18 protein-coding genes are annotated in these 19,087 nt (G+C 73.4%); 13 read left to right on the forward strand and 5 right to left on the reverse strand.

Annotated elements, in window-relative coordinates:
- Positions 1-41 precede the first annotated feature (41 nt).
- The 3 genes from AB0C21_RS10965 to AB0C21_RS10975 are packed head-to-tail and all read left to right on the forward strand — an operon-like array spanning position 42 to position 2,511.
- Positions 42-986: an ATP-binding cassette domain-containing protein gene (locus AB0C21_RS10965; RefSeq protein ID WP_500203841.1), complete on the forward strand. Its 945-nt coding sequence runs from the start codon at positions 42-44 to the stop codon at positions 984-986.
- A complete protein-coding gene (locus tag AB0C21_RS10970; protein WP_500203842.1) occupies positions 986-1,765 on the forward strand; it encodes an ABC transporter permease in 780 nt (259 codons plus the stop codon). The genes AB0C21_RS10965 and AB0C21_RS10970 overlap by 1 nt, the downstream gene beginning before the upstream one ends.
- Positions 1,762-2,511, forward strand: a complete 750-nt coding sequence (locus tag AB0C21_RS10975; RefSeq protein ID WP_500203843.1) for an ABC transporter permease — start codon at positions 1,762-1,764, stop codon at positions 2,509-2,511. The genes AB0C21_RS10970 and AB0C21_RS10975 overlap by 4 nt, the downstream gene beginning before the upstream one ends.
- 37 nt (positions 2,512-2,548) lie before the next feature.
- On the opposite strand, the gene AB0C21_RS10980 is transcribed toward AB0C21_RS10975, so the two are convergent.
- Positions 2,549-3,211, reverse strand: coding sequence for a methyltransferase (locus AB0C21_RS10980; RefSeq protein WP_500203844.1), 663 nt, complete (start codon positions 3,209-3,211; stop codon positions 2,549-2,551).
- A gap of 56 nt (positions 3,212-3,267) precedes the next feature.
- Here AB0C21_RS10980 and pdxH point away from each other — a divergent pair, with 56 nt between their 5' ends.
- From pdxH to AB0C21_RS11000, 4 genes are read left to right on the forward strand one after another with little or no spacing between them, the layout of a single operon-like run.
- A complete protein-coding gene (gene pdxH / locus AB0C21_RS10985) occupies positions 3,268-3,858 on the forward strand; it encodes a pyridoxamine 5'-phosphate oxidase (RefSeq protein WP_500203845.1) in 591 nt (196 codons plus the stop codon).
- Between the two features lie 10 nt (positions 3,859-3,868).
- The gene (locus tag AB0C21_RS10990) at positions 3,869-5,434 is read left to right on the forward strand and encodes a (2,3-dihydroxybenzoyl)adenylate synthase (protein WP_500203846.1); all 1,566 of its coding nucleotides are present in this window, start codon (positions 3,869-3,871) and stop codon (positions 5,432-5,434) included.
- The gene (locus tag AB0C21_RS10995; protein ID WP_500203847.1) at positions 5,431-6,573 is read left to right on the forward strand and encodes a 3-deoxy-7-phosphoheptulonate synthase; all 1,143 of its coding nucleotides are present in this window, start codon (positions 5,431-5,433) and stop codon (positions 6,571-6,573) included. The genes AB0C21_RS10990 and AB0C21_RS10995 overlap by 4 nt, the downstream gene beginning before the upstream one ends.
- A 14-nt stretch (positions 6,574-6,587) precedes the next feature.
- Positions 6,588-7,217 carry a DUF2461 domain-containing protein gene (locus AB0C21_RS11000; RefSeq protein WP_500203849.1) on the forward strand — a complete coding sequence of 210 codons (630 nt, stop codon included), beginning with the start codon at positions 6,588-6,590 and terminating at the stop codon, positions 7,215-7,217.
- Between the two features lie 58 nt (positions 7,218-7,275).
- On the opposite strand, the gene AB0C21_RS11005 is transcribed toward AB0C21_RS11000, so the two are convergent.
- Together AB0C21_RS11005 and AB0C21_RS11010 are read right to left on the reverse strand one after the other, a co-directional pair.
- On the reverse strand, positions 7,276-8,106 hold the full coding sequence (locus tag AB0C21_RS11005) for an SDR family NAD(P)-dependent oxidoreductase (protein ID WP_500203850.1): 831 nt from the start codon (positions 8,104-8,106) through the stop codon (positions 7,276-7,278).
- Entirely contained in the window at positions 8,103-9,443 is a 1,341-nt protein-coding gene (locus AB0C21_RS11010; RefSeq protein ID WP_500203851.1) for a flavin-containing monooxygenase, read from the reverse strand. Before AB0C21_RS11010 ends, AB0C21_RS11005 begins: the two co-directional genes overlap by 4 nt.
- 131 nt (positions 9,444-9,574) lie before the next feature.
- Between AB0C21_RS11010 and AB0C21_RS11015 the strand changes: the two genes are divergently transcribed.
- The 3 genes from AB0C21_RS11015 (at position 9,575) to AB0C21_RS11025 (ending at position 12,840) form a co-directional block, all read left to right on the forward strand.
- The gene (locus tag AB0C21_RS11015) at positions 9,575-10,702 is read left to right on the forward strand and encodes an RsbRD N-terminal domain-containing protein (RefSeq protein ID WP_500203852.1); all 1,128 of its coding nucleotides are present in this window, start codon (positions 9,575-9,577) and stop codon (positions 10,700-10,702) included.
- Positions 10,703-10,818: 116 nt separating this feature from the next.
- Entirely contained in the window at positions 10,819-11,097 is a 279-nt protein-coding gene (locus tag AB0C21_RS11020) for a dsRBD fold-containing protein (RefSeq protein ID WP_500203853.1), read from the forward strand.
- Between the two features lie 72 nt (positions 11,098-11,169).
- Positions 11,170-12,840 carry a PP2C family protein-serine/threonine phosphatase gene (locus tag AB0C21_RS11025; protein WP_500203854.1) on the forward strand — a complete coding sequence of 557 codons (1,671 nt, stop codon included), beginning with the start codon at positions 11,170-11,172 and terminating at the stop codon, positions 12,838-12,840.
- A gap of 25 nt (positions 12,841-12,865) precedes the next feature.
- On the opposite strand, the gene AB0C21_RS11030 is transcribed toward AB0C21_RS11025, so the two are convergent.
- Entirely contained in the window at positions 12,866-13,312 is a 447-nt protein-coding gene (locus tag AB0C21_RS11030; protein ID WP_149261388.1) for an Lrp/AsnC family transcriptional regulator, read from the reverse strand.
- 93 nt (positions 13,313-13,405) lie between these two features.
- Here AB0C21_RS11030 and AB0C21_RS11035 point away from each other — a divergent pair, with 93 nt between their 5' ends.
- Together AB0C21_RS11035 and AB0C21_RS11040 are read left to right on the forward strand one after the other, a co-directional pair.
- Positions 13,406-14,224, forward strand: a complete 819-nt coding sequence (locus tag AB0C21_RS11035) for an LLM class flavin-dependent oxidoreductase (protein WP_500203855.1) — start codon at positions 13,406-13,408, stop codon at positions 14,222-14,224.
- Positions 14,221-14,688, forward strand: coding sequence for a nucleoside deaminase (locus tag AB0C21_RS11040; RefSeq protein WP_500203856.1), 468 nt, complete (start codon positions 14,221-14,223; stop codon positions 14,686-14,688). Before AB0C21_RS11035 ends, AB0C21_RS11040 begins: the two co-directional genes overlap by 4 nt.
- 64 nt (positions 14,689-14,752) lie before the next feature.
- On the opposite strand, the gene AB0C21_RS11045 is transcribed toward AB0C21_RS11040, so the two are convergent.
- Positions 14,753-16,000, reverse strand: coding sequence for a M24 family metallopeptidase (locus AB0C21_RS11045; RefSeq protein ID WP_500203857.1), 1,248 nt, complete (start codon positions 15,998-16,000; stop codon positions 14,753-14,755).
- Positions 16,001-16,124: 124 nt separating this feature from the next.
- Here AB0C21_RS11045 and AB0C21_RS11050 point away from each other — a divergent pair, with 124 nt between their 5' ends.
- Positions 16,125-18,839 (forward strand): helix-turn-helix transcriptional regulator, encoded by a 2,715-nt coding sequence (locus AB0C21_RS11050; RefSeq protein ID WP_500203858.1) that lies wholly within the window; start codon positions 16,125-16,127, stop codon positions 18,837-18,839.
- The last annotated feature ends 248 nt before the right edge of the window (positions 18,840-19,087 follow it).

Consider the following 19,087-nt stretch of genomic DNA (forward strand, 5'->3'; position numbering starts at 1 on the left):
ACCGGCCGCACGAGGACCACCCGCGACAGGAGGTAGCGCTCATGCACGAAGGGGGAGTCGAAGTCGAAGGCCTCCGCAAGAACTTCGGTAAGAAGACGGCGCTGGAGGAGGTGTCGTTCACGGTGCCGCCGGGTGCCGTGGTGGGGCTGCTCGGCCCCAACGGCGCCGGCAAGACCACGATGGTCAACTGCCTGAGCACGCTCCTGCCGCTGGACGGCGGCCGGGCGTCGGTGGCCGGTCACGACGTGGCGCGGGACCCGGCCGGGGTCCGCGCGTCCATAGCGCTGACCGGCCAGTTCGCGGCCGTCGACGACGTGCTGACCGGGCGGCAGAACCTGGTCCTGTTCGGCCGGCTGCTCAAGCTGGACCGCCGGGCGGCCGCCGCCCGGGCCGAGGAGCTGCTCACCGGGTTCCGCCTGAGCGATGCCGCCGACCAGCCCGTCAAGTCCTACTCCGGAGGCATGCGCCGGCGCCTGGACCTCGCGGCCAGCCTGGTGGTCAAGCGCCCCGTGATCTTCCTGGACGAACCGACCACCGGGCTCGACCCGGCCGGCCGCCAGGAGATGTGGGACCTCGTCGCCGGGCTGCGCGCGGAGGGCGCCACGCTGCTCCTCACCACCCAGTACCTGGAGGAGGCGGACCGCCTGGCCGACCGGATCGTCGTCATCGACCGCGGCAGGGTGATCGCGGAGGGCACCCCGGGCGAACTGAAGGACCAGGTCGGCGGGCAGGTCTGCGAGGTGCGCGCAGAGCCGCGCGAGCAGGTGCTGCGGATGCTGCGGGAGCGGTTCGGCGACGTGGACGAGTCCGGCGGCGTGGTCACCGTGCGCGGAGCGGACGCCGACACGCTGACGGACGTCGTCGCGCTGCTGCGCGAGGCGGGGATCAGGGCCGACGACATCATGCTGCGGCGCCCCACGATGGACGAGGTGTTCTTCGCGCTGACCGGCGGGGAGGCCGCCCGGGAGCCCGAGGAGGTCGGCTGATGGCGACCTCGACCGAGGCCGGCCTGGGCAACCTCTTCGGGCAGGGGCTGCTGCTCGCCGGGCGCAACCTCCGTCTCAACTCGACGGCCGACACCGTCAGCACGATGGTGGTGTTCCCGGTCGTCTTCGTCCTCGGCTTCCTGGCGCTCTTCCGGAACCTGCTGCGGACGCACGGCGTCGACTACGCCCAGTTCCTGCCCCCGGCGATCGTGGTGCAGTGGATGTTCTCGGTGGCCATCACCGCCGCCTTCTTCTTCGCCTCCGACCGCCGCAACGGCATGCTGGCCCGCTACCGGTCGCTGGCCATCAGCCGGGGCGCCGTGGTGGTGGGCCGGATGGCGGCCGACAGTGCGCGGGCGCTGCTGGCCATCGTGGTGATCGTCCTGACCGGGTACGCGGTGGGCTTCCGGTTCCAGGCCGGTCCGGCGGCGGCCCTCGGCTTCGTCGTGCTGGCGGTGGGCTTCGCGCTCACGGTCTCGGCGGGCACGAGCGCTCTCGGGCTGGTCTCCCGCGATCCCGAGGCGGTCTCGTCGACGCTGCACGTGATCTACCTGCCGCTGCTGATGATCTCCTCGGCCTTCGTGCCCGCCGACGCCTTCCCCGCCTGGATCGAGCCGTTCGTCCGGCACCAGCCGGTGACCGCGGTGCTCGACGCGCTGCGGGCCCTCGCGGACGGCGGTCCGACGGCGGGGCCGGTGCTGAAGGCGGTGGCATGGCTGGCCGGGCTGCTGGTGGTCTTCTCGGCCGCGGCGGTCCAGGCGTTCAGGAGGGCGGCATGAGCGTCATCACCGAGACGGGCGTCCTGGCCGGACGCAACCTGCGGCGCTACGCCAAAAGCACGCAGCTGGTCGCCGACTCGTTCCTGTTCCCGCTGATCCTGCTCTTCCTCATGCTCCTGGTCTTCGGGGAGCTGGTCGGCGACGCCTCCGGCGGCCGCTACATCGACCGGCTCGCCCCGGCCATCGTCCTGTTCAGCGCGGCGTACGGCGCGGTCGGCACCGGGCTGGGGTTCCACACCGACCTGCGCACCGGCATCGTCGACCGGTTCAGGGCCATGAACATCAGCCGGCTGTCCGTGCTGGCCGGCCGCATCGCCGGCGACCTGGTGCGGGTCCTGCTGGTGGCGGCGATCACCACGGCCGTCGCGCACACGGTCGGGTTCCGCTTCAGGCAGGGGCCGTCGGCCGCGCTCGGCTTCTTCGCGGTCGTCGTGCTCTTCGCCTGGATCTTCCTGTGGCTCGCGGTCGTCGTGGCCATGTCGGCCAAGAGCGAGCAGGCGGTCAGCGGAGCGCTCAGCAGCCCCATCACGCTGCTGCTGTTCCTCTCCTCGGGATTCGTGCCGGTCGACCAGTTCCTCGGATGGCTGCGGCCCGTGGTGCGAGCCAATCCGCTGTCGCTCGCCTGTGACGCGATGGTCGGTCTTTCCAGCGGCGGGGAGGTAATGCAGCCTGTGCTTTTCACCGCCGCCTGGGCGGTGGCCGCGACGGTGATATTGGTGCCGCTCGCCGTGCGCCTTTACAAGTGAATCGGCCGGGCCTCAGCGGAGGCCCGGCCGGAGCGGTTCAACCGGCCCGCGTGAATTCGAGGAGCCGGTATTCGATATGCCCTTCTTCGGCGGCGCATTTCGCGGCGCGCAGCAATGCGGGGCGCCAGCCGTGCGCGGCCGCCAGCGTGCGCACGCGCTGCTCGTCGCCCAGATCGGTGAAGCCCAGCAGCAGCCTGCCGCCCGGCTCCAGGTGCGCGGCGGCGCCCCGGAAGAAGGCCTCGTGCGCCGCATAGCCGGAGTCGAAGAAGGCCCGCTCCAGGGCGTCGGCCGGCTCGCCCTCGACGAAGTTGGAGTTCCAGTAGATGGCGTCGAACCTGTCCTCGCTGGTCAGCGGCTCGAACATGTCACCGCAGGCCACGCGGACCCTCGACCCGGCGCCGTGCCGCCGGGCGTTGAGCCGGGTGTTCTCGGCGGCCGCCTCGCTGACGTCCAGGGCGGTCACCGAGGCGCAGCCGCGCAGCGCAGCCAGCACCGAGATGTAGCCCGTGCCGCAGCCGACTTCGCAGAACGAGCCGTGCAGCGGATAGGGCAGCCATTCGGCGTACAGCGCCGACGACTGCGACAGATGGGGCGCGTAGACGCCGGGCAGGAGATCCCATTCCATGCCGAGCAGACGGAATGTTCGGGGACTGGTGATTTCTCGGTGGCGGTCGATGAGAGTGCGCGCGACTTGTTGCATGCGGCCGATTATAGGCAATATTGTCTAGAAGACCACTGAATGACGGGATCAAGAGAATGCCGACTCAGTTGCCGACCGACCCGCTGCAGCAGTTCGCGCGCTGGCAGGAGGAGCAGCGGGCGGCCGAAGCGCAGATGCCTCCCGCCTCCGCCGTCCTGGCCACGGCCGACCACCGGGGCCGCCCCTCGGCCCGGTGGGTGGACGTGGCCTACGTCGACCACGGCTTCGTCTTCTTCACCGGCCATGGGAGCCGCAAGGCCTCCGACGTGGCCGTCAACCCGGTGGCCGCGCTCTGCTTCGGCTGGCTGGAGAAGGGGCGCCAGGTGAGGGCCGAGGGCCCGGTCAGCCGGTTGAACGACGTGGAGTCCGACGCCTACTTCGCCACCCTGCCCCGCGGCATCCAGCTGCTGGCCTGGAGCAGTGACCAGCGTGCCGAGATCGATGACCGCCAGGCCGTGCGCGAGCGCTTCGACACCGAGCGCGCACGCTTCACCGGCCAGGAGATCCCGCGTCCGGCCCACTGGGGCGGCTACCGGCTCACTCCGGAGGAGATGGAGTTCTGGCAGCGCAGGGCCGACGAGATCCAGGACCGCCTGCGCTACCGCCGCCACGAGGAAGGCTGGCGCGTGGTGCGGGTGGCGCCGTGAGGAGGATTCGATGATCCCCGGATGTACGCCCTGGCCCGCGGAGACCGCGGAGCGCTACCGCGAGCTCGGCCTGTGGACCGGCCAGACCCTCGACGTCCTGCTGCGCGCCCACGGCGAGCGCACCGCCCTGGTCTCGGGCGGCACCCGCCGCACGTACCGGGAGCTCGCCGAGCGCGCCGCCCGCCTGGCCGCGGGATTCCACGGCCTGGGACTGCGGCGCGGCGACAGGGTGATCGTGCAGATGCCCAACACGCCGGAACTGGTCGACACGCTGTTCGCCCTGCTGGCGCTGGGCGCCGCCCCGGTGCTCGCACTGCCCCCGCACCGGCGCGACGAGATCGGGCACCTGGCCGCGCACACCGAAGCCGCCGCCTACGTCGTCCCCGCCGTCCACCAGGGCTTCGACCACCGCGCGCTGGCCAGGGAGATCCGCGGCCCGCGGCACGTGATCGTCGCCGGCGAGCCGGAGGAGTTCACCCCGCTGTCGGCGCTCTACGCCGAACCCGCCGAGCTCCCGCCGCCCGAACCGGGCGACGTGGCCTTCTTCCTGCTGTCGGGCGGCACCACCGGACGCGCCAAGCTGATCCCGCGCACCCACGACGACTACCTGTGCAACATCAGGCTCAGCGCTCGCAACGCCCGCCTCGGTCCGGACGACGTCTACCTGGCCGCGCTGCCCATCGCGCACAACTACGCGCTCGGCTGCCCCGGCGTGCTGGGCACGCTGTACGCGGGCGGCGGCGTCGCGCTCTGCCCGACGCCGAGCCCGGACGACGCGTTCCCCGTCATCGAGGGGGAGCGCGTCACCGTCACCGGCCTGGTGCCGTCCCTCGCGCGGCTGTGGGCGGACGCCGCCTCCTGGACCCGGCACCGGCTCGCGAGCCTACGCCTGGTGCAGCTCGGCGGCGCCGGCGTCAGCCCCGAACTGGCCCGCGACGTCCGCGCGCGCCTCGGACCGGTGCAGCAGTCGTTCGGCATGGCCGAGGGGCTGCTCAGCCAGAGCCCCCCGGACGACCCGCCGGAGCTGGTGACCACCGTCCAGGGCAAGCCGCTCTCGGAGTACGACGAGGTCCGCGTCGTGGACGAGACCGGCGCCGAGGTGCCGGCGGGTGAGGCCGGGGAACTGCTCGTCCGCGGGCCGTACACGATACGGGGCTACTTCCGCGCCGAGGAGCACAACAGCCGGGCCTTCACCCCCGACGGGTTCTTCCGCACCGGCGACCTGGCCCGCCGCACCGAGACGGGCCACCTGGTCATCTGCGGCCGGATCAAGGACGTCATCAACCGCGGCGGCGACAAGGTGCCCGCCGACGAGGTCGAGGAGCACCTGCTGGCCCACCCGGACGTGCGGGCCGCCGCCGTCGTCCCGGTGCCCGACCCCTACCTCGGCGAGCGCACCTGCGCCTACATCGTCGCCCGTGACGAGCCGCCCACCCTGCAGACGGTCGCCGCCTTCATGCGCGAGCGCGGCGTGGCCGCCTACAAGATCCCGGATCGTGTGGTCGTCGTCCCGGGACTGCCGCTCACACCGGTCGGCAAGGTCGACAAGGCCCGGCTCCAGGAAGCGTCGCCGTGATCAGCAAGGTCGCGCAGCAACCCGACTGGGGCGACCCGGCGCTGCTCGACCATGTCACCGGCACCCTGCGCGACATGCCGCCGCTGGTCACGCGGGCGGAGTGCGTCCGGCTCAGCCAGGCCGTGGCCCGCGTCGCCCGTGGCGGCGGCTTCCTCCTGCAGGGCGGCGACTGCGCCGAGCGCTTCCGCGAGTCCGGTCCCGCCGAGGTGCGCGCCAAGCTCGCGCAGCTCTACGGCCTCGCCGAGGTGATCCGCTCGGCCACCGGGAGCCCGGCCGTCCCGCTGGGCCGCCTGGCCGGCCAGTACGGCAAGCCCCGCTCGTCCCCCTACGAGCGCATCGCCGACGGCACCCTCGTCCCGTCCTACCGGGGCGACGCCGTCAACAGCCCCGCCGCCGACTCGCGAGCCCGCCATCCCGATCCGACCCGGCTCCTGCGCGCCCGCGAATGCGCGGAGCGGGTGCTGGGGGTGGTGCGCGACTCCTGGGCGGGGCGGCCGCCGCTGGAGCGGGCCTACGTCTCCCACGAGGCGCTGCTGCTCGACTACGAGCGCCCGCAGGTGCGCGGCGACTACGCCTCCTCGGCCCACTCCCTGTGGATCGGGGACCGCACCCGCCGGCCCGACGGCGAGCACGTCGCCTTCGCGCGTTCCGTCGTCAACACCGTCGGCGTCAAGATCGGGCCCGTGATCAGCCCCGCGCAGGCCGTGCGGCTCACCCGCCTGCTCAACCCCGACGGCGAGGACGGCAGGCTGGTCTTCATCGTCCGCCTCGGCAGCACGCGCGTGCGCGGCCTCCTGCCCGAGCTGGTGGAGGAGGTGAGCAGGCGGGGCAGGCCGGTCGTGTGGCTGTGCGACCCCATGCACGGCAACACGACGCGCATCGGCGCGGGCCCGAAGACCCGGCTCATGGAGGCGATCCTGGACGAGATCGTGGCGTTCGTCCGCGTCATGCGGGCCCGCCGGAGGCATCCGGCGGGACTGCATCTGGAGATGACCCCCGATGACGTCACCGAGTGCACCACCACACCGAAGCCGTTCCGGGCGCCGCCCGCACTGCCGCACTACCGTACGGCCTGTGACCCCCGACTGAACGCCGCCCAGGCCGCCGAGGTGGTCGAGCGCTTCGCCGCCCTGCTGTGAGGAAGGAGGAATCGATGGCCTTCGACGGCATCCCCCGCAAGGCCTTCGACTTCTACAAGGAGCTGGAGGCCGACAACACCCGCGAGCACTGGCACGCGCACAAGGCCGACTACGACAGCGCCGTGCGCGGACCGATGCAGGCGCTGCTGGAGGAGCTGGAAGAGGAGTTCGGGGCGGGCAAGCTGTTCAGGCCGCAGCGCGACACCCGGTTCAGCAAGGACAAGTCGCCCTACAAGACGAGCCAGAGCGCCACCGTGGGCGGCGACGGCCCAGCGGGCTACTACCTGGAGCTCGGCGCCGACGGCCTGTTCGTGGGCGCGGGTTTCCACGCCTTCTCCTCCGAGGGCGTCGCCGCCTACCGGGCCGCCGTCGACGACGACAAGTCGGGCCCCGAGGCGCAGAAGATCGTGGACCGGCTGCTCGACCAGGGGTTCTCCCTGGTCGGCGAACGGGTCAAGACCCAGCCCCGCGGCTACAAGGCCGACCACCCGCGCATCGAGCTGATCCGCTACAAGAACCTGGGCGCCGAGAAGCGCATCCCGAAGACCAAGACCACCGGAGCGCAGGCCCTGCCCGCGGTCCGCGACGCCTGGCGCGACCTCCGTCCTCTGGTGGAGTGGCTCTCCGCGCATACCGCGTCCTGAGGCCCCTGGATCGAGGGGGCGGCCCTCCCGGCGCGGATCCCCTCTTCGCGGGACGTGGTCATCTGGTTGACCGGTGACGCGCGATGACCCCGGCGGCCAGCTCGGCGCCCTGGAACGCGCCGGAGCGGACCCGGCCGGCCAGCGTGCCGGCGACGATCCGGTCGGTCAGGGCGGGCAGATGGCGGGCGAGGAAGAACTCGACGGCTCCCCGCCGGGTGGTCGGCAGGTCGCGGCGCGGGCGTCCGCCCAGGGCGGCGCGGAGCACGGTGCGGACGACGCCCTCCAGGGGCTCGTACCGGCTCATGCCCTCCAGCGAGAGCCCGGCGGCGGCCGTCGAGTCGTGGATGGGGCTCCGCACGGCGGACGGGTACACGCAGGTGACGTCGACATGTGTGCCGATCTCCAGGCGGAGCGCGTCCGCGTACGCCACCAGCGCGCGCTTGGACGCGCCGTACGCGGCCGCCAGCGGCAGCTGCATGACGGCCATCCGCGAAGAGACCATGACGACCCGGCCGCGGGAGGCGACGAGGGCGTCCACGCATGCGGCGGTCACCCGCCAGGTGCCGAGCAGGTTGACGTCGAGCTGGCGGCGGACCTCCGCGCCCGGCGGCAGCTCGGCGGGGGCGGGCCCGCCGATCCCGGCATTGTTGATCAGCAGGTCGAGGCCGCCGAGCCGGTCGATCGCCTCGGCCACCGCGGCCGGGACGGCGTCGTCGTCGGTGATGTCGCAGGCCAGGACCGTGACCGGGTCGTCCTCGCGGGGCTCCAGGTCCAGGCCGACGACGCGGGCGCCGAGTTCGCTCAGCCGGGCGCACATCGCCCGGCCGAACGTCCCGGACGCGCCGGTGACGAGGACGCGCATGCCGAGGGGGTCGCGGCGGGTGCTCATACGAGGGTCTCCTTGGGAGTGAACGGGCGCGCGCCGCGGGCGAGGCGGGCGCGGCCGGCCGCGATCTCGCGGGGCAGGTCGGCGACGTACTGGTCGAAGTCGATGCGCATGTGGGGCCGGGCGTTCTCGCCCCAGCGCTTGACGGCGGCGCGCAGGGCGCGGGCGACGGCGCGTCGCTGCTCGTGGGCCGGAGGCAAGGCGTAGGAGCCCGACAGGTACGCGGCGGCCAGTCTCGCCTGGGCCTCCACCACGGGAAGCGCCGCGCCCGTGGACTGCATCAGGCCGACGAACGCCAGGCTGGGGTCTTCCAGATGGAAGACCCGCTTGTAGAGCGGCAGCCCTTCCGGGTCGGGCCCCAGCCAGCGCGGGGACAGGAACGGGATGCTCACCCGGTAGCCGGTGGCCCACACGATCAGGTCGACCGGGTCGGCGGTCCCGTCGGTGAAGACGACCCGGTCCCCGTCGAGGCGGTCGATCCCGGGGCGCGCGGCCACCTCGCCGTGGGTGAGGCGGTGCAGGATCGTGTCGCTGATCGTGGGGTGGTTCTGGAACAGGCCCCCGGCGGGAGCCGGGAGGCCGTAGCTCTGCGGGGTGCCCACCGCCAGCCGCAGCATGGTCTCGGCGACGCGCTGGCGCAGCCGCCACGGCAGGACGGCGAGGGCGCCGCCGGTCGCGTCCGACGGGCGGCCGAACAGGTACTTCGGGACGATGTGGACGCCTCGCCGGGCCGAGAGCAGCACCGGGCCCCGGGCCGTGTACGAGGCGTCCACGGCGATGTCCATGGCGGAGTTGCCCATCCCGACGACGAGAACCCGCTTGCCCTGGAAGACGTCGGCGGTGCGGTAGCCGTGGGCGTGCATCTGGACGCCGTCGAACGTCCCGGGATACATCGGCTCCGGGAAGCGCGGATCCCAGTTGTGGCCGTTGGCGACGACCACGGCGTCGTACCGCTCCACGTCCCCGGATTCGGTCGTCACCGTCCACGCTTCGCCGCGGTCGACACGGGTCACGGAGTTGCGGAAGCGGATGTGCGGCGTGAGCCCGAACCTTCCGGCATAGTCGGCCAGGTAGCCGGCGATGTGGTCGGCCGACGGGTAGTCGGGCCATTCCGCGGGCATCGGGAAGTCGGCGAACTCCGTGCGGCCCTTGCTGGTGTTCAGGTGCAGCGAAGCGTAAGCCGGGGAGAGCCCGCTGCTGTTGTCCCTGGCCCACAGCCCGCCGGGCCGGTCGCCCTTCTCGTACGCGACGGCCTCGCAGCCGGCGTCGAGGAGGGCCTTCAGCGTGGCGAGGCCGGCTGCTCCTGCGCCGATCACGGCGACGCGGCGGGGCGGGGCCATGGCGTTCCTCCTCGGCACGTTGTGGCGCTCGCCAAACCGTAGGGCCTGCTCCACCGGCCTGGACATGGGCCACGGCACGCCGTTCCCGGCCCAGGTTGTGGGCCGCCACATGGCAGGGCAGCATGAGCGCCATGGACGCACCCGACGGCTGGCCGGCGGTGATCGACCTCATCGAGCGGGTCGTGGGCGAGGAGGACCTGCTGCCTTCGGTGATCGTCGGCGTTCGCACGACGGTGCGGGAGGTCGCGGCGCTGCCCCCGTCCGACATCGCCGGGCACACCCGCGCGCTCCTGGCCGCGGCGACCCGGGCGCTGGCGGCCCGGCGCGGCCCCACCGAGGCCGAGCTGTCGTTCGTGGAGGAGCTCGGCGTCACCCGCGCCCGGCAGGGCATACCGATCGAGGCGGTGCTCGCCGCCGTCCATGTCGCCGAACGCGCGATCTGGGCCCGGGCCCGGGAGATCGCCCGCGCCGAGGGGGTCGCCCCCGACCGGCTGCTGGACGCACGGGAGCTGTACGACGACTGGGCCGAGGCCGTCCGGTCCCGGCTGATCACCTCCCACCGGGCCACGCGGGCGGGCGCGGACCCGCGGCCGGGCGACCGGGACGCGGCGATCCTGCGGCGCCTGCTCCAGGGCGGCTCGGCGGCCGCCCTGGCCGTCGCCGAGGCGGGCCTGCCGGCCACCGGCGGGCTGTGGGTGCTCGTCGCCCGGCGCGACGACGCCGCCGTGGCGGAACGGGCCCTGCGGGAGCATCCGCCGGTCCTGTGCGCGGTCGTGAACGACCTGCTCGTCGGGGTGCTTCCCCGAACCCCGTCCCGCGCGCTCGCGGCCGCCGGGATCGCGGCCGGGCTCGCCGGTCCCGCCGAGCCGGAGGAACTGGCGCCGGTACGGCGCCTGGCCGCCGCCGCCCTGGCCGCCGCCGAGTCCGCCGGGCGGAGGGGAGTGGTCCACATCGCCGACGTGGCGGTGCTGGCCGCGCTCACGGAACGGGCGGACCTCGCCGCGGTGCTGCTCGACCACCACCTGCCCGCCTGGGCGGCGCTCGGACCCAATGCCGAGCCGGTGGCGCATGCCGTCCTGGCCTGGCTGGAATGCGACCGGGACGTCACCGCCGCGGCCGCGAGGCTGTTCGTGCACCCGAACACGGTGCGCAACCGGATCCAGCGTTTCGCCGAGGTGACGGGCGTCGACCCGTTCAGCACCTTCGGCGCCATGAACGCCTGGTGGCTCTGCCGCACCCGGCTCACGGACTCGACCTGACGCTCCCGGCGTCGCCGCAGGTCATTCGGCCGTTCGGGGTCGGGACCTCCGCCTCTATGCGGGCGCTCGAGCCGACCCGACGATGGAGATGGGAACGCTGCGAGAGGGGGGCCGTCGTGAGAACGAAGCAGTGGAGCTTAGGGATCTACATCAGCGAGGACGACCGGGAGACGCGCGCGCATGCGGTGCTGTTCAGCGGCGGCGACGAGCACACGGCCGGGGACGGCCGGGCACGCCGCAACCCCGTCGATCCCGAGGTGGCGGAGATCGGCGACGAACTCGCCGTGGCGCGGGCGCTGGCGGACCTGGCCGGCCGGCTGCACGGCACCGCCGACGAGGACATCGCCCGGCTCACGGACCCGGAAGAGAGAGCCGGGCCGCCGAAGGCCTGGTGACCGCTTCCGGCAGGGAGGCCTGTACGGGTGTTCGAGATCAGGAAGGAGAGCCCCACTGGAGGCTGTGGTGCGATGCGACCGACTCAGCGTGAAGGCGGCCCGCGGGACGTGATCGACCCGGTGCTGCAGTCCGCTCCCTACGCGGTCCTGACCCTCGACCCGTCGGGGGCCGTCGTCCAGCTCAATGACGCCGCGCGTCTGCTGCTGGGCGTACCGCCGGGGGAAGCGCCCGCCGACGTCGTGCCGGGATGGCTGCGCGACGCCCAGCGGTCGCTCGACGGCCCTTCCCTGGCCGCACGAGCCGAGCTCGCGGGGCCGGGAGCCGGCCGGCCGGGCCCGGACGCGGTCGCCTGCGGACCGATCGGCGACCGCGTGTTCGACGCCCATCCCGTGCCGGTGGACGGGGCGTGGGGGAGCCCGACGGCCTGGTGGCTCGTCGATGTCACCGAGCAGACGCGGCTGGCCAGGGAACTGGCCGTCGAGCGGGGGCGGCAGGCCTTCCTCGCCGAGGCGTCCAGCAAGCTGCTGTCGTCGCTCAACCCGGACCGGTGCATGGAGGTGACCGTGCGGCTCGCGGCCCGGCACCTGGCCGACGCGGCCGTGGTGATCGGCCCGCGCTCCGGGAGGCCGGGCCACCCCGTCGCCCGCTGCGGGCCCGACGGGCGGGTCGAGCGGGAGGAACTGGTGATCGACCCGGCAGACGTCGTGGGTCTGGCCGAGGCGATGCGGGCCTTTCCGCCGGTGCCCCCGCGTTGGATCGATCCCCGCACCGCCCCCGACTGGATCGCGTCCCCGGAGCTGGGGGAGCCCGCCGCCATGGTGGTGATCGCGCTTCCGGGCCACGGGGTCGCGGCCGGGGCGCTGATACTGATGCGCCGGTTCGCCCCCGAGGGGTTCTCGGAGGGGGAGGAGCGGACCACCCGCCTGTTCGCGAGCCGTGCCGGCGCGGCCCTGTCGGCCGCCCGGCTGTACGCGGAGCAGGCGTCCATCACCGCCACGCTGATGCGCGACCTGCTGCCGCCGCGCACCCAGGAGCTGGAGGGCGTGGAGCTGGCGGCGCGCTACCGGCCGTCCGGCGACGAGGACCTGGTCGGCGGCGACTTCTACGACATCTACCCCGCCGACGCCTCCGACCCGGATGCCGAGTCGCTCGTGGTGGTGGGCGACGTGTGCGGCAAGGGCCTGGAGGCCGCGGTGCTCACCGGCAAGATCCGCAACACGCTGCGGGCCCTGCTGCCGATGGCGGCCGACCACCGGCGCGTGCTGGAACTGCTCAACGGGACGCTGCTGCAAACCGACTCGACGAGGTTCGTCACCCTCGTGCTCGCCTCGGCCCGCAGGCAGGGCGAGCAGGTCCGGCTGCGGCTGACCAGCGCCGGTCACCCCACTCCGCTGATCGTCCGGACCGACGGGACGGTCGAACCGGCCCGGACCGGCGGCTCTCTGATCGGCGTCCTGGAGGACATCGACTCGACGACCGCGGAGGTGACGCTCGAACCCGGAGACTCCTGCCTGCTGTACACCGACGGGATCACCGAGGCCGTCGGCGGACCGCTGGGCGACGAGATGTTCGGCGAGGACCGCCTGCGCGCCGAGCTGCCCCCGTGCGGCGGCATGCCCCCGGAGGCACTGGTGGAGCGGGTCCACATGCTCGCCGCCGAGTGGATCGGCCCCGGCCGTCACGACGACATGGCAGTAATCGCCATAACCGCCCCCCGCCCCGCCCGCCCCACAATCACCTGAACGAGCGCTGCGGATCGCTCGGCGGTCAGGGGCGGGCGGGGCCTCGGTAGGGGAGGGTCTGGCTGTAGACGACGCTGGTGGTCGTGCTGCCGAAGCCGGCCAGCTCGTCCATCAGCTGCTCCAGGTGCGCCATGGAGGTCGCGGCCACCTTCAGCGTGTAGCAGTCGTCTCCGGTGGTGCGCAGGCACTCCAGGATCTCGCGGCGCTCGGCGAGCAGGCGGCGCAGCGGCTGGTGATGGTTGCCGGGGTACTTCAGCCGGACCAGGGCGAGGACGGGGTAGCCGACCTTGGCCAGATCGACCGTCGCCTGGTAACCGGTGATGACGCCCTGCGCCTCCAGTTGCCGCACCCGTTCGGTGGTGGCCGACGCACTGAGGTTCACGCGCCGTCCCAGCTCGCTGAGGGAGATCCGCGCGTCCTGCTGCAGCTGGTCGATGATCGCCCAGTCGACGTCATCAAGATTCGCGGTCATTCCGCGACTTTACCGGCAGATCCCCGGGAAAACGTCGATATGGCCGGTAACAATCGGTTCCGTCGTTGTCACAGGCCGGGATAGCCTCGCGGGATGCAACTCGGCGTGAACGTACCGAACTTTGGACCTGGAACCGATCCCGGCGTGCTGCGCGAGTGGGCAGGGGTCGTGGAGGGGCTCGGATTCGACCTGCTCATGATGTCGGATCACGTGGCCATCACCCCGGACGTGGCCGAGCAGTACCCGGAGCCGTTCTACGAGCCGTTCACCACGCTGTCCTGGATGGCCGGCATCACCACCAGGGTGCGGTTGGGCACGACCGTGCTCATATTGCCCTACCGGCATCCGCTCCTGGTGGCGCGCATGGCCGGCAACCTCCACGAGCTGAGCGGCGGCAGGCTTGTGCTCGGTGTGGGCGTCGGCTGGGCGCGCCAGGAGTTCGAGGCGCTCGACGTGCCGTTCGCCGAGCGCGGCAGGTTGATGGACGAATACCTGACGGTCCTGAGGGACACCCTGCCCGCGGACGGTGGAGACGCCGGCCCCTCCGTGCCCATCTGGGTCGGCGGGAACAGCAACGTGGCGATCCGGCGCGCCATCCGCTTCGGCCACCCCTGGCATCCGCTGCGGAGGACCCTCCCGTGGCTTCGCTCGGCCTTGGCGGAGCACTCGCCGCCCGCGTTCGTGCCCCGCATCGTCCTGCGACTGACCGCCAAGCCCGTCGAGGACGGAGAGCGGCTCGCCGGTGTCGGCACCATCGACCAGATCCTCGACGATCTCGACCAGCTCCGCTCGCTGGGCGCCGAGACCGTCGTCCTCGACCCCTTCAGCGGTGACCCGGAGGAAACTCGCAGGCCCGAAGAGGCCTGGAAGGCGCTCACCGCCGTGGCCACCCACTGGAGCACAAGATCATGATCACCCCTGCCGACGAAGGCTTCCTGCGGCGTGCGATCGCCATCGCGGCCCACGCCGTCACTGTGGGCGACGCCCCGTACGGCTCCCTCCTGGTGGGCCCGGACGGGACGATCCTTGTCGAAGCCCACAACACGGTTAAGCGCGACAACGACATCAGCGCCCACCCGGAACTGAAGCTGGCCCGCTGGGCGGCCCGCGAACTCGACTCGCGCACCGCGGCGGACACCACCATGTACACCAGCTGCCAGCCCTGCGGCATGTGCACCGGCGGCATCGCCCGCTCGGGGCTCGGCCGCGTCGTCTACGCCCTCGCCACCGAGCAGCTCATCGAACTCAACCCGTCGGGAACCTGGCCGACGGTGCCGCAGGACGGCCCGGCCCTGTTCGACGAGGCACGCGTCCCCATCGAAGACTTCCACCGCCTCGGCTCCCCGATTCCGCAAGCACCGTCCACCCAGAAGTGAGGCGATAACACGACGAGCCCGCCCACGCTGCCCCGCCGGGCCTGGAACCCGGCGGGGCAGGGGGTCAGGCGCGGAGGAGGTCGGTGGTGAGGGTGTTCAGCTCGACGGCGCCGTCCTCGCCGACGACCACGGTGCCGCCGAGGTTGGCCAGGCGGCCGTTCAGGACGCAGTTCGGCTCGAACGCGAACGCCATCCCGGGGGCCAGGGGGAGGTCGCTGCCGATGGTGGGCACCTCGGTGAGCAGGCCGTACTCCGCCGCCTCGGGCAGCTCGCGCAGGCCGCCGCCGAAGCCGCAGACGGTCCCGTAGGGGTCGAGGCCGTGGACGAGCGGGTGCACGTTCCAGCCTCCGGCGTCCTCCACGGGCTGCTTCATCGCGGCGACGACGTCGCCGAAGGTGGCGCCGGGCCGCGTCGCCGCCACCCCGGCGTCGTAGGAGGCGCGCGCCGCCTTGGCCGCCTGCTCGATGTCCGAGTGGACGTCGCCGACCGCGATGGCGACCTGGTGCTGGGACTCGCGCATCCCGTAGGAGCTGAACACCTCCGCCAGGATCACGTCGCCGTCCTCGATGACCCGCGGCGCCTGCGGCCGGTAGGACCACACCGGCGGACCCCAGCAGGCGAAGCCCGGCCCGGACTGGATCAGCATGCCCGGCGCGGCGACGCCGAGGCGGAACCCGGCGGCCATGCCCGCCGCGTACACGTCCGCCTCGGTCGCGCCGGGCCGTGCCGCCTCCAGCATCGCCGCCGCCATCGCCTCGCCGGCGTCCGCCGCGTGGCGGAGCGCGGCCAGCTCCTCCTCCGACTGGACGAGCGTCCGGAGCAGGAAGCTCAGCCAGACGGGCTTGAACGTCGCGTCCGGGAGCTGCTCCAGAACCGTCGACCACAGCCCGTACGGCATGATCGGGTTGAAGTGGAACGGCGGGTACGGCTCCAAGCCGATCACGCCGATCGCCGCCCGCTCCAGGCCGTGCTCCTTGAGCACCTCGACCACGCCGGGCGCGTGCTTGGCGACCCGCATGTTGCGCGGCTCGGTCCAGCACGCCTCACCGCGGCGGCGCGCCTCGATGTGGTCGGCGACGTGCATCGGCGACCACACCAGCGAGACCGGGTCGGCGTCCCGGGGGAACACCACGATGGCGCCGGGCCGCTCGTTGGTGAAGTAGACGTCCGGCGCGAACGGCGCGGGACCGCTCGACTCGTGCTCGCCGTACACCACGAGCGCCTCGACGCCCTCGGCGTCCATCAGCTCGCGCGCCAGCGCCCAGCGCCGGTCCCGCTCGGCGGTCGAATAGCCGGGAACCCCTACGGTCATCGTGCTCTCCTCGCGTTGGTCTTCCTGCTGGTCAGAACGCTACGGAGCGGGTGATGCCGAGGAATCGGTCGAATTACCGGTACCTGGTCGGCGCGGACGCGCACGACCTCAGTACGTTCCTCTCATGATGGTCGGTCGCGAGGCGGAGCAGGGCGTTCTCGACGGACTGCTCGACGAGGCCCGCGCCGGACGCAGCGGAGCCCTGGTGCTGCGGGGCCAGCCGGGCATCGGCAAGTCCGCGTTGCTGGAGTACGCCGTCGCGCGGGCGGACGGGCTGCGCGTCCTCCGCACCGCCGGGATCGAGTCCGAGGCGGAGCTGCCGTTCGCCGGGCTGCACCTGCTGCTCGGGCCCGTCCTCGACCGGGTCGACGTCCTCCCCGAGCGGCAGGCCGCGGCGCTGCGCAGCGCGTTCGGGCTCGGTCCCGCCGGGCAGGACGGCCCGCTGCTCGTCGGGCTCGCGGTGCTGTCGCTGCTCGCCGACCTGGCCCCGCTGCTGTGCGTCGTGGACGACGCGCAGTGGCTCGACCAGGCGTCCGCCGAGGCGCTCACCTTCGCCGCACGACGGGTGCAGCGCGAGGGCGTGGTCCTGCTGTTCGCCGTCCGCGGCGGCCGCACCCGCTTGGACGGGATGCGCGAGCTGCCGCTGTGGGGGCTGGACGGCCGGGCGTCGGCCGCGCTGCTCGCCGAGCACGCCGCCGACCTCGCGGCGCACGTCCGGGACCGGGTCCTCGCCGAGTCCGAGGGCAACCCGCTGGCGATCATCGAGCTGCCCGCCGCGCTCACCGCCGAGCAGCGCGGAGGCGCGATACCGCCGCTGTCGTACAACCTCGGCGCGCTGCCGCTCACCGACCGGGTGCGCCGCGCGTTCGGCGCGCAGGCCGCCCGGCTGGACGAGGGGACCCGCACGCTGCTGCTCGTCGCGGCCGTCGAGGAGGCCGGCGACCTCGACGTCGTCCTGCGTGCGGCGGCGGCCCTCGGCGCCCCGCCGTCCGCGCTGGAGCAGGCCGAACGCTCGGGCCTGCTGTCGTTCACCGGGATGGCGGCGGCCTTCAAGCATCCGCTCGTGCGGGCGGCGGTCGTCCAGGAGGCGCCGCTGGCCCGCCGGCTGGCCGCGCACCGGGCGCTCGCCGAGGCGCTCGGCGAACAGCACCCCGACCGCCGGGCCTGGCATCTCGCCGCGGCGGCGACCGGGCCGGACGAGCCGATCGCCGCCGGGCTGGCGGACACCGCCGAGCAGGCCGCCGCGCGGGGCGGGTACGCCGCGCAGACCGCCGCCCTGGAGCGCGCGGCCGAGCTGACCCCCGACCCGGCGCGGCAGGCCGGCCGGCTCGTCGGCGCGGCCGAGGCCGCGCTGCTGGCGGGCGACCTCGCGCGGGCGGCGCAGATCGCGCGCCGCGCGGGCCGGGCCACCGTCGACACCGCGCTCACCGCACGACTGGCCCACGTGCGGGCCGGAGTCGAGTTCGAGCGCGGGTCACCGCTCGCCGCCGCGGCGATCCTGCTCACGGGCGCCGACCCGATCGCGGACCGGCGGCCGGCCGAGGCCGCGCGGATGCTGGCGGAGGCCGTCCGGAACAGCTACTTCGGCGGCGATCCCGCGCTCGCCCGCCGCGCCGCCGACCGGCTGCTCGACGTGGTCGGCGAAACACCCGGCGCGGTGGCGCTCGGCGGTCTCGCCCGGCTCATGGCGGGCGACCCGGCCGAGGCGATGCCGCGCATGCGCGTCCTGCTCGCCGAGGCCGGGCGCGGCGGGGTGACCGGCACCGGGGAGCGGGTGATCGCCGGGGCGATGGGCATGCTGACCGGCGACGACGAGGCGGCACTGGCGATCTACGAGCCGCTCGTCGCCGACGCGCGCGACGCCGGGCAGATCGGCTGGCTGCCGAACGCACTGGAGCACCTGGCGGTGACGGAGATGTTCCTCGGCCGCCGCAGGGACGCCGTCGTCCACGCGGAAGAGGGCGTGCGGCTCGCCGAGAGCACCGGGCAACTCCACCGCGTCGACCACCTGCGCTGCGTGCTGGCCTGGGCGGCGGCGCTCGCCGGGGACGAGGACGCCTGCCGCTCCCTCGCCGAACCGGCCGTCGCCCGCGCCCGGACGGCCGGGATCGCCCGCACCGCCGCCTGGGGCTCGATGGCGCTCGCCCTGCTCGACCTCGGCCACGGCCGGCACGCCCGCGCCCTCGACCGGCTGGAGGCGGCCTCCCGCGGAACCGGAGACGGCCCGCTCGGCCTGATGAACCTGGTCCATTTCGCGGGCGACCAGGTCGAGGCGGCCGTCCGCGCCGGGCAGCCGGAGCGGGCGGACGAGGCGCTCGCGCGGTTCGAGGGCTGGAGCGTCGCGTCGGAGCAGCCGTGGGCGGCGGGCGTCCTGCTCCGCTGCCGCGCGCTCCTGACCACGGCCGAGGACGCCGGACGGTACTTCGCCGAGGCGGTGCGGGCGCACGCCAAAGGCGGCCGGCCGTTCGAGCGGGCGCGGACCGAGCTCCTGTACGGCGAGTGGCTGCGCCGGGCCCAACGCAAGGCCGAGGCGCGCTCGCTTCTGCGTCCGGCGCTGGAGACCTTCGAGGGGATGGGCGCGGCGCCGTGGGCCGAACGTGCCCGGGCCGAACTCCGGGCGACCGGCGAGGCGGGCACCAGCACCCGCGACGACTCCGCCCTCGACCGGCTCACCCCGCAGGAACTGCAGGTCGTCCGGCTGGCCGCCCAGGGCCTGTCCAACCGCGACATCGCGGCTCAGCTGTTCCTGAGCCCGCGCACCATCGGCCACCACCTGTACCGCGCCTACCCGAAACTGGGCGTCTCCTCTCGTAGCGAACTCCCTCACCTAGGCCTCTAACCCGCCGACTCCCCCGGCGACAAGCGATCGTCACGCTCGCTCCGTTCCACGCCACAGGAGTAAACGGCGAGCGAACGTTGCCCAGCGCGCCGTCCGGTTGCGAATTCTGTGGGAACCCGAGGCACAGGTCGACGATCTGGAAGTCGCTATCGAGTTCGCGCACTCGAAAAAAGAATAAAGGCCTGCCCTGGAAGCACAATCCGGATTCCATTCGATGATCGCTCCTGCGATATTACTTGCTGGTAACT

Source organism: Spirillospora sp. NPDC049024 (genome assembly GCF_040649235.1).
Classification (GTDB): Bacteria; Actinomycetota; Actinomycetes; order Streptosporangiales; family Streptosporangiaceae; genus Spirillospora.